This is a genomic window from Niabella aurantiaca DSM 17617 (assembly GCF_000374125.1).
Classification (GTDB): Bacteria; Bacteroidota; Bacteroidia; order Chitinophagales; family Chitinophagaceae; genus Niabella; species Niabella aurantiaca.
This window is the reverse complement of the sequence record NZ_KB893627.1, coordinates 134,128-148,750: the sequence shown is the minus strand read 5'-3', so window position 1 is coordinate 148,750 and position 14,623 is coordinate 134,128. Positions and strand designations below refer to the sequence as shown.

At 51.8% G+C, this 14,623-nt stretch carries 13 protein-coding genes; 7 read left to right on the top strand and 6 right to left on the bottom strand.

What is annotated here, in order from left to right; translation table 11 throughout:
• Positions 1 to 115: 115 nt before the first annotated feature.
• Entirely contained in the window at positions 116 to 1,588 is a 1,473-nt protein-coding gene (locus B160_RS0108630; RefSeq protein ID WP_018627499.1) for a sulfatase family protein, read from the top strand.
• Between the two features lie 29 nt (positions 1,589 to 1,617).
• Here B160_RS0108630 and B160_RS0108625 read toward each other — a convergent pair whose 3' ends face one another.
• From B160_RS0108625 to B160_RS0108610, 3 genes are all read right to left on the bottom strand, one after another.
• Positions 1,618 to 2,592 carry a 3-keto-disaccharide hydrolase gene (locus tag B160_RS0108625; protein WP_018627498.1) on the bottom strand — a complete coding sequence of 325 codons (975 nt, stop codon included), beginning with the start codon at positions 2,590 to 2,592 and terminating at the stop codon, positions 1,618 to 1,620.
• A 289-nt stretch (positions 2,593 to 2,881) separates the two neighbouring features.
• On the bottom strand, positions 2,882 to 4,234 hold the full coding sequence (locus tag B160_RS0108615) for a sulfatase-like hydrolase/transferase (protein ID WP_018627496.1): 1,353 nt from the start codon (positions 4,232 to 4,234) through the stop codon (positions 2,882 to 2,884).
• A gap of 51 nt (positions 4,235 to 4,285) precedes the next feature.
• On the bottom strand, positions 4,286 to 5,140 hold the full coding sequence (locus tag B160_RS0108610) for a mechanosensitive ion channel family protein (RefSeq protein WP_018627495.1): 855 nt from the start codon (positions 5,138 to 5,140) through the stop codon (positions 4,286 to 4,288).
• A gap of 32 nt (positions 5,141 to 5,172) precedes the next feature.
• Here B160_RS0108610 and B160_RS0108605 point away from each other — a divergent pair, with 32 nt between their 5' ends.
• A complete protein-coding gene (locus B160_RS0108605; protein WP_245562171.1) occupies positions 5,173 to 6,117 on the top strand; it encodes a transglutaminase-like domain-containing protein in 945 nt (314 codons plus the stop codon).
• Positions 6,118 to 6,226: 109 nt separating this feature from the next.
• A complete protein-coding gene (locus tag B160_RS0108600; protein WP_018627493.1) occupies positions 6,227 to 6,589 on the top strand; it encodes a hypothetical protein in 363 nt (120 codons plus the stop codon).
• A 612-nt stretch (positions 6,590 to 7,201) separates the two neighbouring features.
• Here the strand turns inward: B160_RS0108600 and B160_RS28755 are convergent.
• The gene (locus tag B160_RS28755) at positions 7,202 to 7,870 is read right to left on the bottom strand and encodes a Crp/Fnr family transcriptional regulator (protein WP_018627491.1); all 669 of its coding nucleotides are present in this window, start codon (positions 7,868 to 7,870) and stop codon (positions 7,202 to 7,204) included.
• Between the two features lie 197 nt (positions 7,871 to 8,067).
• On the opposite strand from B160_RS28755, the gene B160_RS0108580 reads away from it, so the two are divergent.
• The 4 genes from B160_RS0108580 to B160_RS31330 all read left to right on the top strand — a co-directional run bounded on the left by B160_RS0108580 (position 8,068) and on the right by B160_RS31330 (position 11,640).
• Positions 8,068 to 8,454, top strand: a complete 387-nt coding sequence (locus tag B160_RS0108580) for a BlaI/MecI/CopY family transcriptional regulator (protein WP_018627489.1) — start codon at positions 8,068 to 8,070, stop codon at positions 8,452 to 8,454.
• A 3-nt stretch (positions 8,455 to 8,457) separates the two neighbouring features.
• On the top strand, positions 8,458 to 10,143 hold the full coding sequence (locus B160_RS0108575; protein ID WP_018627488.1) for a M56 family metallopeptidase: 1,686 nt from the start codon (positions 8,458 to 8,460) through the stop codon (positions 10,141 to 10,143).
• 708 nt (positions 10,144 to 10,851) lie between these two features.
• Complete coding sequence (locus B160_RS31335; RefSeq protein WP_026309641.1) at positions 10,852 to 11,223, top strand: co-chaperone GroES; 372 nt, start codon at positions 10,852 to 10,854, stop codon at positions 11,221 to 11,223.
• Between the two features lie 18 nt (positions 11,224 to 11,241).
• The gene (locus B160_RS31330) at positions 11,242 to 11,640 is read left to right on the top strand and encodes a cupin domain-containing protein (RefSeq protein WP_018627486.1); all 399 of its coding nucleotides are present in this window, start codon (positions 11,242 to 11,244) and stop codon (positions 11,638 to 11,640) included.
• A gap of 268 nt (positions 11,641 to 11,908) precedes the next feature.
• On the opposite strand, the gene B160_RS0108555 is transcribed toward B160_RS31330, so the two are convergent.
• A complete protein-coding gene (locus B160_RS0108555; RefSeq protein ID WP_018627485.1) occupies positions 11,909 to 12,610 on the bottom strand; it encodes a peptidylprolyl isomerase in 702 nt (233 codons plus the stop codon).
• A gap of 38 nt (positions 12,611 to 12,648) precedes the next feature.
• Positions 12,649 to 14,559: a beta-N-acetylhexosaminidase gene (locus B160_RS0108550; protein WP_018627484.1), complete on the bottom strand. Its 1,911-nt coding sequence runs from the start codon at positions 14,557 to 14,559 to the stop codon at positions 12,649 to 12,651.
• Positions 14,560 to 14,623: the final 64 nt, after the last annotated feature.

Sequence of the window (14,623 nt, the reverse complement as noted above, 5' to 3'; positions counted from 1 at the left end):
CCCTGCAATGGGAGACCTGTTAGGTCTTAAGGACCTCTAACTGGTCCCAAACCTCACGGATTTTACCGGATCCTTATCCAATTCGCTTTAATTTAGCAAAAAAGAACCTTCTTTTATGATCAGATCCCTTTTCTTTTTTCGATTGCTGTTTTTCGCCACTCCTTTTCTGTTTGTACAACCGGAAGCCCATGCCCAAAACAATGCTGGTTCTCAACCGCCCAATATTATTTTCATTATTGGGGATGACATCAGCGGGGATGACCTTGGGGCCTACGGGAACGGGCTGGTAAAAACCCCCAACCTCGACCGGATGGCGGCAGACGGCGCTCTGTTCCGCAATTTCTTTGTAACAACCAGTTCCTGCAGCCCCAGCCGCACCAGTATCTTAACCGGAAGATACCCGCACAACACCGGTGCCGCCGAGCTGCATACCCCCTTGCCTGCCAGCCTTACCTATTTTCCCGAACAACTGCGCAAGGCCGGATATTACACGGCCCTATTGGGTAAATGGCATGAGGGCCCAAACACCAAAAGAGCCTATGACCGCATCACCGGTGGTGCTGCGCGGAACGGCTCCGGAGGCGAAGCCCTGTGGGCCGATATGATCTCTAAATGCAAAGCAACCGGCAAACCCTTTTTTTTATGGCTGGCCCCGTTTGATGCGCATCGCACCTGGTCGCCCGACCGGGAATTTGCGGTGACGCACGACCCTAAAGATATCCGGGTTCCTCCAACGCTCGTCGACGATTCGTCCACCCGACGCGACCTGGCCTCCTACTACAACGAGATCGGCCGGATCGACACCCACCTGGGTAAACTCAGGGCAACGCTTGAGCAGGAAGGACTGGCACAAAATACCATCATTATTTTTACAGCGGATAACGGCCGCCCCTTTCCCGGCAGCAAGACCCGTTTGCTGGACAGGGGGCTTAAGGAACCCTTTATTATTTATTGGCCGGGCGTTATTGAACCGGGCACTGTAAACCATGCCCTGGTCAGCAGCATCGACATTGCACCTACTCTGCTGGAGATCGCAGGGGTGCGCCCTGCGCCCTCCGTACAGGGCATCAGCTTTCTGCCGCTTCTGAAAAAGCCGGCAAAAACCTTCCGCAATTATCTTTTTGGCGAGCATAACTGGCACGACTATGAGGCCTATGAACGTTCGGTACGGACAAAAGATTTTCTCTATATTTTCAATGGCCGGCCCCGGCTGGACAACGGCGGCCCCATCGATGCCAATCAAAGCCCTTCTGCACGATCCCTAAAACAACAGCGCGACCAGCTAACGCCCCTTCAAAGCGATGCCCTGGCTGCGCCGCGTGCACCCGAAGAATTCTTTGTGATGGGTCAGGACCCGCTCCAGACACTCAATCAGATCCAAAATCCAAAATACCGAAGGGAAATAAATGCCCTGCGCAAAAAGTTAAAGCAATGGCAGCGGGAAACGGGAGATACGGAACCGGTACAACTGACCCCCGACTGGTACCATCGCATAACCGGTAAAGCGCTGCCACAAAAAAATACGCGCGGCGAAATGCCGGGCGCGGCGGCCGATGCCCCCCACAACAACAACAAAGGGCCCTTTTAAGGCCCTTTGTGCATCCTGTAAAAAGATTATTATTTTGCCGGAGTGATCACGATCTTCCGGAACTCGATGGGGCCATGATCGCCCTGGATATAGATCGGTCCGGGTGCTCCCTCGTCGCTGTCCAGCGCACCACCGGTGATGCCGGGGATCTCCTGATTGCTGATCACTGTTTTCCCGTTCACGACAACCGTCACCATTCTTCCGGTCAGCGTAATATCGTAGCGCTGCCATTGATCGGGTCCTTTTGCATTGATCTCGCTGGGCGTCAAAAATCCATAGACGCCGCTAAACAGCACACTGGAGGGATGTGCATCTTTGGGGCTGTCTTCGATCTGTGTTTCATAGCGGCCTCTCAGGTATACACCGCTGTTGCTACCCTTATGATAGCGGAACTCAACGTGCAGTTTAAAGTCATTGAATTTTTGATCGGAGATCAGGTTGGCGCCTGAATGCGGGCTTGTTAAAACACCATTCTTTACCACCCACTGATTGTCCGCACCGATCGCCTTCCAGCCGGTCAGGTCTTTCCCGTTAAACAGGTTGATCGGTTTGCCCCAAGCCGGGGCTGCGGTCCTTTTCAACAAAGGAGCCCTTACCCCCTTCCACTGATGCGTCTTCCCTTCACTGGTCACAACCGTTCCTTCAATACCGCCGTTCTTCAGTTCCCCTTCGATCACAAAATCCTGATTTCCCTCTTCCCACTGCGGCGGAATGGTAAAGCTGAATTTGCCGTTATCGAAATTGACCTTTGCCACCGGTCGCGCGCTCCCGGTTACACCTACAAAATAGCCCACCAGTGTACGGGTACCCGACAGCTTTACTTCCAGCCAGGAAGGAGAAGGTTTGCCATCTACATCCACCGTAATATCCCAGCGGCCGATCAGGTCCTTTGCTTCAACAGCAGCTACCTGCCCCCATGCACGTTCCACAGCCGGCAGCGGTTTGCCGTAGGTGGCCACAGCCATCAGGCAACCAGCTCCAAACACAAGAAAATGTTTACGCATAAAAATGATTTAGAATTTAATGATTCAATGACCGGTGCTTCCGCAAGGAGGGCTCACCGGTTGCAATGCGTGCGAAAGATAAGATTTATTTTCGTTTTCCGCCGGCCTCATTCCACAAACGGGTGTATAACATTTTATTCCCGGGCAGGCCTGTGAAGACGCGCGGCTGCGGAACCACGGCCGCCCTGATTCCTGTCCTTCAGAAAAATGTTATGAGCCCCTTCTACAAACAGAAACGCCATCAGCCGCAGCTGGTATACCGGCGGACACCCGGGTTGTTGCAAAAGAGCTACTGCTTGCGATAAGCCGCAAAGCCGTCAAAGATCTTTTTTAAAACCGCCGCCTTTTCTTTATCAACGCCGATCAGATTTACCCGTTCCGAGGGGTCTTCATCCAGGTTAAACAGTTCCTTTACAGCCGGGATCATTTGCCCGGTGACCGGGTGCTCCCAGGCCGGTGCTTCCCGGTACTTCCACGGGCCCCATTTAACTGCTTCCGGTTTGCCGTGATTGACAATGAATATCGGGCGGTGCTCAAAACCAGGGCCAACCCTCCGCTCCAGCAGGCTGCTGATATCCTGTCCGTCCAGGGCCTGCCCTTCCGGCAGCCGGGCACCCGTCCAGGTTGCGATCGTAGGCAGCAGGTCTACATTGCTGATCGCCCGGGTCAGCCGATGACCGGCCGGGATCCTGTTCTTCCAGTAAAGAATAAAAGGAACACGCGCCCCACCTTCGTAGGACTGCGCTTTGGAACCCCTGAAAATGCCGGCTGCCCCGGCATGCGAACGCCTGGTGACGCCGTCCCTTTCCATCCGTGCCGGATATTCGCTCCAGGGGCCATTATCACTGGAAAAAATAAAGATGGTGTTATCGGCCATTTTCTTTTGCTCCAGCGTTTTCCAGATCGCTGCCAGTCCCTCGTCGATCTCCGTGATCACCTTGCCCAGCGGGCCACCCTGTTTTCCGTTCAGCCGGCCGGCTGCAGCCGCATACGCCACCGGCAGGTGGGGCAGGTTATGCGCCAGGTATAAAAAGAACGGCTGCCCGGGCTGCTGCTGCTCAATAAAACGGATAGATTCCCGGGTGTACAATCTGGTAAGCAGCGAATCCGCCGGGCGTTCCAGCTCCGGCGCTGTGTTCCGGAAGATCTTGATCACCGTATCCGTCTTTACATAAGGTGCCCGGTAATCATGGCTGTACAGGATCCCGTAAAAAAAGTCAAAGCCCTGGCCATTGGGTTTGTTCTGCGCCTGCTGATCGCCCAGGTGCCATTTGCCCACCATTCCGGTCCGGTACCCGTTCTTTTTCAGCATTTCCGCAATGGTCACTTCCGCATCCGGCAATCCCAGCCGGGAACCCGGTGCAATCGGATCCGGAAGATCGTACCTCGAAGCATACCGGCCGGTGAGCAGGGAAGCACGGGAAGGGGTGCAGGAAGGGCTGGTGACCACATAATTGGTGGCCAACAGACCGCGGCCCGCCATCTTGTCCAGGAAAGGGGTCTGTATCACCGGGTTTCCGTAGCAACCCAGATCAGAATAGCCCAGGTCATCTGCCAATACAAAAACAATATTGGGTCTTTGCTGGCCAAATCCGTTAAGACCCATAAGCAGCAGCCATGAAAAAAAATAAAGATGTCGCATTTTATCTGTAAATATTATCCTAAAAAAGTGCCCTATCCGGCCACCGTTCCGTCAACCGGCAGTCTTTAAATGCAGCAGGGCGTTCAGCACTTCGCTTTCAATCCGTTTTTGCCGCCGGTTGCTGCTGTCTATGGCATAAAGATCGATCTTATACTTTACAAAATCTTTTCCGACCTCCGCAATCCGGATCAGGGCCTCGCCGCCGGCAGCCAGGTCGGGCATTGTTTTCAGCACCGGCTCCAGCTTTGCCGCCAGTGCCCGGATATCCATTTTATCCTCAAGCGGCAGCTCAAACCGCACAGTCAGCTTATTGGAAACCTGGGCCGATTTGTTGACCACCGTGGCCGTAAAAACAAGATTATTGGGTACTAATACCATATCCTCCTCGTCGTTCAGCACCACAATATTCGTAAAGGTAATGTCGATGATCTTTCCCGAATGATCGCCGATACGGATGTGATCACCGATCGAGAACTGCTCCGAGAACATAACGATCAACCCGCTGATCATATTGGTAATATACTCGCGGAAGATCACGGCAATGGCCATGGCAACAATGGTCATGCTGGTAATGAATTCCCGGAGATCGATGCCAAACGCGATCATCAGCGCAATAACGGCAAAAACCGCGTTCAGGATGGCCGCAAGCCTGCCAATTCCCAACACAAAATTGCCCCGTACCCTGCGCGCCGCGTGCCGCCGGTTGTAGAAAGAGACCATGATGAACCGTCCAATGGAAATGACAACGCTGGCCGTAAGGAAGGTATTGAGCCCGTAAGCCAGCTGCAACAGGTAGGGATGCCGGACATAATAGGCTTCAAAGAAGGGGAACGAAATGCTCAGCAGGACCCACAGGATGAACCTCAGGATAAAAGAAACCGGTATTGCCTTTTTTTGTTGCTCCATCGGGCATCAATTGAAGCGCCAAACTAATCATTTTGACCGAATTTAAAAACAGGATCTTTATGCACGGGTGTGGATTTAAATTTTTGTTCTGCAGCATACAGCCTGCTATCTTTGAGCGGATGGATGAACAAAAAGAAGTAAATGCCCTGCTCAATCTGATCGACGACCCGGATCATGAGATCTATGAGGCCGTCAGCGACCGGATTATCACATACGGGCTGCCGATGATTCCCAACCTGGAGCACTTGTGGGAAACAACAGCAGACTCGGCCGTGCAGGAGCGCATTGAGTTGCTGATCCACCGTTTGTATTTTTCAGGCCTAAATGCCGATTTCAAACAATGGGATGAAGCGGGGCATCACGAACTGATGCCGGCATTGCTTTTGATCGCCAAATTTCTTTATCCGGAACTGCAGGCCGCTAAGGTACTGCACCACGTGGAACGCCTGCGCAGGAATATCTGGCTGGAGATCAACAATTACCTGACCCCGCTGGAGCAGGTACACATCATCAACAGCATTATCTATAATTATATTGGCATAAAGGGCACATCCAATAATACCGACCGCCCGAATGAATACCTGCTCCCGCAGATCCTCGAATCCAAAAAAGGGAACCAGACCGGCATTGGGGCGCTCTATTTACTGCTGGTGGATATGCTGGATATCCCGGTGCGGCTGATGCGCATCCCCCACCAGTTCGTGCTGGGCTACTGCAAACCCGGGCTGGGAGACGCCACGGGGAACCATGACGTTGACTTTTTTATAGAGCCCTCTCTGGGACAGGTATTTACACATACCGACCTGCATCATTACCTTACAAAGATCGCCGTGGAAAACTCGCCGGAACTGTTCCGTCCACAATCCAACCGCGAAGTGATCAGGCAGGTGCTCACCGACTTCAGGGAGTGTTTCAACAACGATCTCCAAAAAATACAGTACCAGGAGCTGGAGACATTGATCCGGCTACTGAACTAACATTCAGGGGAATAAGACCTGTTGTTCTTCCCCGACAGGAATTTGGCTTTTTCTTTAGGCAACCCCTTCTTTTATTTTGCGGTCTTATGCTTTCAGAAAAGATCGCATCATGAAAAAATACGCAAGAGCCTTTCTTATTCTTTTGTTTGCCACCGGGCTTGCAGTTACCGGCAGCGCCCAAAGCACCGCAGATTCTACGGATGGGCCTACAGTGGCAGTAATACCGTCCGGTAATGCAGACAGTACCAAAAGCAGCAAAGAGCTGGAGGAAAGTCTTGCAAAAGCAGCCGCTGCCGCCGAAAAGGCGGCCGGCAAGATCAGGGTCATCGTGGAGCAGAAGGCCAGCAATCTGGCAAAGACCAGCCAGCCCTATATTGACAGCCTCGCCGCATCTACTGCCAGCCTGATCGAAAAGCTGGCCCTGGAGCTGGAAAAGATCGCAGACGAGCCTTCCCCGAAGAAGGCCAGGTAAGCGGTCTTTTTAATGAGAAGCCTGCAAACCCGGAATTTGAAAATCTGAATCCCGATGACCATCGCGCCTGCGTCAAGTTCGTTTTACGATGAAGAAACTGCAGCGCAGTATTGATCTTTTTAGTCCCCCTCAACAGGCCCTGAAAGTGTCCGTACGGATGATCGTCCCTTTAGGGCACTGATCAATACGGGCACCGGTCCCGTTTGCTTTTTCAGGTTGGCCGTCATGGGGAAAAAGAACGGCGGTCCCGATCCGGTCCTGCAGCTACCCGGCAACCGAAAAATATCCTGGCAGGCTTCGCATCATGATATTGGTAAAACAAAAACCTGCAATGCCGATCTGTACCGCACGAACATTGCCCTTTAAGCCCTCCTACCTGTTTCCCAGTGGCGACAGACAGGGTTCGTAACCGATGCCCGTTAGTGTTTCCACCACCACCCGCACCGTGGTTTGCGCGGGATCCGGGACAATAAAAATCTCGTCGCGGAAAAATTGACACGGAAGGATGAGGTGCCCGGCTGCAATGTATATGCGGAACCAGGAAGATAAGATGGGTTTGCCGGTCAACGGAAAACGATACCGGGCATGAGGAAGACCGGAAAATAAGGAGGATCAGAGACGGGGGTTTGCCGTTCGTGTCAGTTTTTCCAGGTCGAGCAGCCGTATCCGTTTTCCGCTCAGCCCAATGAGTTTGTCGTGATTGAATTCCGACAGCACCCGGATGGCACTTTCTGTGGAAGTGCCTACATAATCGGCCAGTTCGATCCTGGATAGCTGTATGTTTAACGTAGTGCCGTCATTTTCCAATCCATAGGTATTCTTGAGGAACAGCAGCGCTTCGGCCATCCGCTCGCGTACATTCTTTTGCGACATGGAAACAATCAGCTGTTCCGCGTTCCGGAGATCGGCGCTGATCTTCTTAAAGATCGCGCTGCAGAACGCACGGTTGGAATGCACCAGTTTTAAAAAACAATCTTTTTCGATATAGCAGTAATCAACATCTTCCAGCGCAACGGCCGTGCAATGATACCGGTCGTTGGAAAGCAGTGAACGGTACCCGATGATGTCGCCCGGCTTTGCCAGCCGCAGTATCTGCTCTTTCCCGTCAAAACCCACAGCGCTGAGCTTGATCTTTCCTTTGCTGATGCAGAACAATCCGCTGGGCATGCCCCCTTCGGAAAAGATCACCCGGCCTTTTTTGGCACAGCTGCAGGATTTATTGCTGTTCAATACCGCCAGTTCTTTTTCCGTCAGCCCGGAGAAAAATGAATTCTGGTGCATGGTACAAGCCTGACAGATGGGGTTACTGAAATGATCCATGGTGCCGCAAAGGTACCGAAATACCCGCTGCCGTCAAAAGCCTGCCGCCACCGCCGGCGATACGCAGCGCTTCAAAAATTTGTTAAAAAGCGGTAAAATGAACCGGGCCTCCGGTTTGATACGAAAAAAATCGTAAATTGCGGATAAATGGAAGTCTTATGCCAGATAACAAATCATTGAAGCCCACTGAAAGCGAACTGGAAATTTTACAGGTACTGTGGGATAAAGGAAATGCTACTGTACGGGAGGTTCATGAGAACCTGCTTGCGTTTAAGGACGTTGGATATACCACAACGCTCAAGCTGATGCAGATCATGAATGAAAAAGGGCTGGTAAAACGCAATGATTCCTTCCGCACCCATATTTATAAGGCGGCGGTGAATAAAGAGATTACCCAAAAATACATGCTGAACAAGTTTGTCAGTAATTTATTCGGAGGCTCGTCCTCTCAACTGGTGATGCAGGCCCTGGGTGACGGCAAAGTAACCCCGGAAGAACTGGATAAGATCCAGCTAATGATCGATGCACTTAAAAAGAAAGACTAAATCATGCAATACGGATTGTACCATGTGTTTACTGCTTTGGGAAATGCGCTGTTCAGCAGCGTCTGGCAAATGGGGATCATCTGGCTGCTGATCACCCTTTACACGTATCTGCGTCCCTCAAATTCTGATGCGTCAAACAGTTTGCTGCGTTTTGCCGGACTGGTTTCGGGCTTTGTGCTTTTCCTGATCACCTTTTTCACTTCCCTTGATGCGCCGCAGGCAAACCGGGGGCTGCTAAAATGGATGATTCACCTGGAATGGTTGCGCCCCCTGCTCAACTACGGTGCCATCCTGTACCTGGCATTACTGGTGCTGCCGCTGAGGAATATCCTGAAAAATTCTTTTGAACTGCGCCGGCTGCGAAGAACCGGTACCGGCCGCGTACCGGGAGCTCTGAAGATCTTTATGCTGGATGCTGCCGGTTATCTCAATATAAAGAGAAAAGTGCAGCTTTATACATCCTCCATCATTTCTTCCCCATTGACGCTTGGTTTTTTGAAACCGGTGATCCTGATTCCGGTGGCCCTTATCAACCAGCTCACCCCGCAGCAACTGGAGGCGATCCTGCTGCATGAACTGGCGCATATAAAGCGCAACGACTATTTTTTTAACCTGGTGACCCAGATCATCATTACCTTTTTATATTTCAACCCCTTTGCGCGCCTGCTGGTTAAAGCGCAGGACCTGGATCGTGAAAAATCAGCAGACCAATGGGTATTGCGTTTTGAGTACGGACAATCCATGTACGCCTCCACCCTCCTGCAGCTGGCCCGCAATCAATTTCCCGGCAACGGGTTTACCATGCAGGCTTCCGGAAAGGAAAGCCAGCTGGGCAACCGGGTGGCCTCTATTATGGGAAGCGTCCAGAAAACAACGCTACCCTTTAAAAAGATCGGGCTGCTGGCATGCATGCTGTTGTTATCCGGCGGCTTTTACCTGACACGCAGCACCCGCCCGATGACGGACCGGGTCGCTCTTGCCGCTACAAACAGCCTGCCCGCCTCCGCCATTGCCGAAGCCCGGTACATTATGCCCGTGGCTGCTAAAGAAAGCGCTGCAGACAGCAGTCAGGAGAAATATTCGATACAACCCATTCCGGTCATCGATGATCCCGATGCCCGCCCGGGAGATAATGCCCTGTATCTGAAGATCGCTGAAACGCCCGACGGCAAAATACAGGCACCCGCACCACCGCCCGCCGCAACCGCTTCTGAGCCCCTGATCCTTTTTGCAGACCACCCAACGATCATCGTACCGGCCCTCGACAGCGCTGCGGAAGAAAAAGTACAGCAATCGATGGATGCCTTTAAGAAACTGGTGACCGAATTAAGCTGGAAGCACATGGAGAACAGCCTCGCTGAAACTGTAACGGAACAACAGAAAAAAGCGCTGAAGGACAAACTCAGCCGGCTGATCGACCAGGTTAACTGGGAGCAAAACGCCAATATGCTGCGTTCTTTTTATAAAGACATTAACTGGCAACAGGCCGATGATCAGCTGAGGGCAAGCCTGGACGCCCTGTTTCATGCAGGATCCGCCCGGCAGCACGGTTTAAAGCAAAAGGAATATCGCCGGCTGGCCGATAGCCTTTTCAGCAAAGCAGGTGTAGAGCAGCAACAAAAAGATCACCCACACTCCGCTCCCCGTACAAAAGACAGTCTTCAGGACAGGAAGGTCGTTGCCCTTTAACAGGTGGCCAGCTCCTTCGACCCGACAATAGCTTTCCGATTCATGCGGATGCCATAGCTGCCAACTTATGGCCCGGGTTATCACCGGGATCCTGAGCGCCTGTTTAAAAACAGAATGTTGATTCCCTTGATAAGCGGCGCACTGTTATCATTAAGAGGCTGACTAAAAAGTATCTCCTGTCATACCGAGTTTTCAATTTGCGTTGTAAAATCAATGAAGCCATGACAAATCTGCTTTGGGTTATCCTGAAGATGTCATCCCGGACTTGTTCCGGGATCTATTCTTGTTTCAGGATCTGCCTAAATCATGCATAGATGCTGAAACAAGTTCAGCAAGACATTCGGCATGACTAAAGTATAATTGATTTCAAATGCGTAAGCAACCTGTCATTGGCAATTTATTTCAGCATCCAAAATGAAGACTGATTGTCCGACCACTCGTCCATGCTGCAATTCAAAATGATAATCTTCCATAAACAAATTTTTTGGTTGGCCCATTAACGGGGCAGTAATCCCATAAGTGCCATGGACATGGCCCATCATGTACCGGGTCCGACCGTTTAACGGGCGGATGGTTCCCGGATACGAACCGGGGCCGCGAGCCGTGGCGTATATCTCCATGCGCCGTATCCGTATGAAGATGTTATGCGGTCCGGTCCTTTTTTGCTCCCTTTATTTTGCTACCTTTATGGTTCAATCCAGATCAGGTATGAGAATAACCGCAGACAATCGTTTCAGAAAATTAATCGTGATCGGCGACCGGCTTTTGATCAAACCGGTAAAGGGGAACGAGCGCACCGAAAGCGGGTTATACCTGCCCCCGGGCGTTCAGGAAAAAGAAAAAGTACAGCAGGGCTATGTGATCAAGACCGGGCCGGGCTATGCGATCCCCATTCCGGTTGAGGACGAGTCCTGGAAATCGGAGGAAGACCAGGTGAAATACGTTCCTTTGCAAGCCAAAGAGGGAGACCTTGCCATCTTTTTGCTGAGCGGTGCTACAGAAGTGATGTATGAAGGCGAACGGTATTTTATTGTTCCGCAGAGCGCCATCCTGATGCTGGAACGGGAAGAAGAACTTTAACCAGAAACACAATACACCATGAACGGATTTCACACTGACATCGAAAAAGACACGCTGGCCAATAATGCTTTCAGAAAGGTGCTGTACACCGCAAAACAGCTGCAGCTGGTACTGATGACGCTGCAGCCGGGAGAAGAGATCGGCTCCGAAGTACACCCGGAGAATGACCAGTTCTTCCGTTTTGAAGGCGGCACAGGCATTTGCCGGATCGACGATCAGGAATATGCGGTAGGCGATGGCGTTGCCGTTATCATTCCTTCAGGAGCCCGTCATAATGTGATCAACACGGGCAGCGATCCCCTGAAAATGTACACCATCTATGCTCCGCCGCATCATAAAGACGGCATCATCCGGGTCACGAAAAAAGAGGCAGAAGAGAACGAGGAAGATTTTGACAGCGTCACGAGTGAGCCCTAACCGGGGCAAATCGTTCAGTAATCTCAACAAAAAATCCGGGGACCTGCGATTTAGACGTCTGCCGCCAGACCTATCCATACGGAACAGATCTGCTATATATAAATTTGAATGCTGTTCACCTGCAAACAGGAGCTGCGATCTGCAGTATATTTCATCTTGGATCTTCCTGAAAATCCCCCCGGCCCGCCTTCTTATTTTCCGGGAAGCCCCGTTTGGAGATGCGCCTGCCGGAAGGAAGCACCGATAAAGCAAGCAGATTGGTTTGGGCTTACGGATATTGCCGTTTCACCATTTTTGCTTTGATGATCGTTACATTCCGGATGGGGCGGTCCCGGTCCTTTCCTTTGCTGGTGGGTACCGCGGCTATTTTGTCCAGCACCGCAATCCCCTTTACCAACCGGCCAAATACGGTATAATGCTGATCCAGGTGCGGAGCGCCGCCAACGGTGGTATAGACCTTCCGGTACGCTCCGGGGATCTTTCTCCCGTTCAGACGTTTCCATTCCAGCGTATCCAGGGCGCCGTTCGTCCATACTTTTCCCTGAACGATATAGAACTGGCTGCCGCTGCTGGCTTTTTGCGGGTTCACATCATCTCCCTCCCTGGCGGCCGCCAGGGCACCTTTACGGTGAAACAACTGCTCCCGGAACTCTGCCGGTATGGTGTACCCCGGCCCCCCTTCTCCCAGGGGTTTCCCTCCCGGCGCATTCCGGCTTTGCGGATCGCCGGACTGGATCATAAAATCCCGGATCACCCGGTGAAACAGGACACCGTTGTAGTACCCGGACTTCACCAGCCGGATGAAATTATCGCGGTGCTGAGGCGTTTCGTCGCTCAGGCGCAGCACCATATCACCATAGCTGGTGCGCAGCAGCACGTCCTTTTTATAATCGGACCGGACCGGTTTGCCCGTTGCACAACCACTCAACACCAGCATACCGATGCACAGCACCGGAAAAAATCTTTTCATTTCAAGCTTTTGTTGTATCAGCAGTAAGTCCGCGCCGGCTATTTCACCCGCTTTTTCAGATCGGCCACTTTGATCGTCATTTGCCGGCCGATCTCTTTTTTCCCTTTGTAGGTAATGATCCGTAGCTCATTGGCGTCCTTGGGGATCTGCAAAGGCCGGGAATACTTTGGATAGAAACGATCAGGCGCAGAATTATCAAAACTGGTGTAAATATCCAGACCGTCTATTTCCGGTGTGAGGGTTACAGAATATTCGCCTTCTTTTTTAGACACGGTTACGATGGGGTCATAAATGGCCGGCGAATATTTGATCTCCGCTGCATTGAACCGGTCAAAGAACCGCTCGGTCTTTGCCGCAAATTTTTTCCAGTCCTTTTTGTCCAGCGGCGACCAGACAGACTCTGCAATCGCCAGCCCGCGCGGCCAGGTCATGTACTCCGCCTGCCGGATGTTGGACACATTCTCCGTCCACAGGTTTGCCTGACCGCCCAAAATATATTCGGCATTTGCCCCTTCCGGAACCGGGTTGAATTTATACGCCTGCGATAACCGTAGGGAAGCATAAATCGGCACTTCGGTGCTTATATCCCCCTGCATGTAATCAATATAGGTAAACTGTGTGGGGCTCATTACCACATAATGCTTCGATTTTGATGCTTCGATGCCATGCTGTTCCCCGCGCCAGCTCATCAGCGCGGCCGTGGGAGAAATGCCCCCTTCGAGGATCTCGTCCCAGCCCATCAGCTTCTTGCCTTTTGCATTTACGATCTTTTCCAGCCGCTTCTCAAAATAAGCCTGTACCTGCGGGATGGTTGTGAGCTTTTCCCTTTTCATAAGGGCCTTCACCTGTGCACTTTTTTCCCAGAAATTATGAGGGGCTTCATCACCGCCTACGTGAATGTACGGGAACGGGAACAGTTGTGCCACTTCGGTGATGACCTTATCCATAAATCCATATACTTTTTCATTTGCCGGGCAAAGGGTATTGTCCATCATCGCGATCGGCGGCGCCCCGTGCGACCAATCCATTATGGGCTCTCCCGACCTTACCTGGTATTTATCGGCCCCCTCCGTACACGACAGCTCGGGGTATGAAGCAATGGCCGCAAGACTGTGCCCGGGGACATCGATCTCCGGAACAATATTTATAAAGCGGTCCTTTGCATATTGCACCAGCTCTTTAATGTCTTCATGTGTATAGTAACCTCCATAGTTTTTAGGTTCATCCGGTGTTGGCGGAGTAAATGTATTGAACAGGCCCACTTTGTTCACCCGCCATGCGCCCACTTCGGTAAGCCGGGGCAGGCTTTTGATCTGCAGCCGCCAGCCTTCATCATCCGTAAGATGAAAATGGAACATATTGTATTTAAAGCGCGACATATTGTCGATGTACCGCTTTACCTCATCGACGGTAAAAAAGTGGCGGGACACATCCAGCATCAGTCCTCTCCATCCTACTTTCGGGTAGTCGACAATTTCCACGGCGGGAGCCTGCAACTGCACGCCATCCACCCGCTCCACGCTTTCGATCTGCGCCGGCAGCAATTGCAAAAATGTCTGCACGCCATAAAAAAGCCCCGCCGGCTTGTTGGCCTTTACCGTTACCTTGCCGGGTGCTACCGAAAGCGTGTACCCTTCATCACCCAGGCGGCTGTCGCGGCTTTTGTTCAGCACCAGGCTGATCGTGGCGCCGGCATTCTCTTTCTGCTCCTGTACCGTGGCCCCGGTATTGGCGATCCTTTCTTTTAACAGGGCATAGGTATGGCCCAGGTCTGCTTTTGCGGGAACACTGATGGTCACATTCTGCGGCAGCACAAAAACGCCGTTCTGTTCCGTCAGCGAAACCGGCTCCGGTATCAATGCAATGGCATTGGGCTTTTGCTGTGCAGTGCTGATCAAAGAAATTGCAAGCGCAAGAACCGTCAGGTTCAGCTTGTTTAGTCTGTTCATATTGATCAAAAGTTAAAGATGTGGCTTGAAGTGCTAATATAACCAATAAGCGGCAGAATACATC

What these genes read in the sequence shown, in the direction of transcription:
- B160_RS0108600 (WP_018627493.1), top strand. Translation starts at nt 6,227, where the DNA reads ATGAAAAAATACGCAAGAGCCTTTCTTATTCTTTTGTTTGCCACCGGG.
- B160_RS31335 (WP_026309641.1), top strand. Translation starts at nt 10,852, where the DNA reads ATGAGAATAACCGCAGACAATCGTTTCAGAAAATTAATCGTGATCGGC.
- B160_RS0108580 (WP_018627489.1), top strand. Translation starts at nt 8,068, where the DNA reads ATGCCAGATAACAAATCATTGAAGCCCACTGAAAGCGAACTGGAAATT.
- B160_RS0108630 (WP_018627499.1), top strand. Translation starts at nt 116, where the DNA reads ATGATCAGATCCCTTTTCTTTTTTCGATTGCTGTTTTTCGCCACTCCT.
- B160_RS28755 (WP_018627491.1), bottom strand. Translation starts at nt 7,870, where the DNA reads ATGCACCAGAATTCATTTTTCTCCGGGCTGACGGAAAAAGAACTGGCG.
- B160_RS0108615 (WP_018627496.1), bottom strand. Translation starts at nt 4,234, where the DNA reads ATGCGACATCTTTATTTTTTTTCATGGCTGCTGCTTATGGGTCTTAAC.
- B160_RS31330 (WP_018627486.1), top strand. Translation starts at nt 11,242, where the DNA reads ATGAACGGATTTCACACTGACATCGAAAAAGACACGCTGGCCAATAAT.
- B160_RS0108550 (WP_018627484.1), bottom strand. Translation starts at nt 14,559, where the DNA reads ATGAACAGACTAAACAAGCTGAACCTGACGGTTCTTGCGCTTGCAATT.
- B160_RS0108610 (WP_018627495.1), bottom strand. Translation starts at nt 5,140, where the DNA reads ATGGAGCAACAAAAAAAGGCAATACCGGTTTCTTTTATCCTGAGGTTC.
- B160_RS0108555 (WP_018627485.1), bottom strand. Translation starts at nt 12,610, where the DNA reads ATGAAAAGATTTTTTCCGGTGCTGTGCATCGGTATGCTGGTGTTGAGT.
- B160_RS0108575 (WP_018627488.1), top strand. Translation starts at nt 8,458, where the DNA reads ATGCAATACGGATTGTACCATGTGTTTACTGCTTTGGGAAATGCGCTG.
- B160_RS0108625 (WP_018627498.1), bottom strand. Translation starts at nt 2,592, where the DNA reads ATGCGTAAACATTTTCTTGTGTTTGGAGCTGGTTGCCTGATGGCTGTG.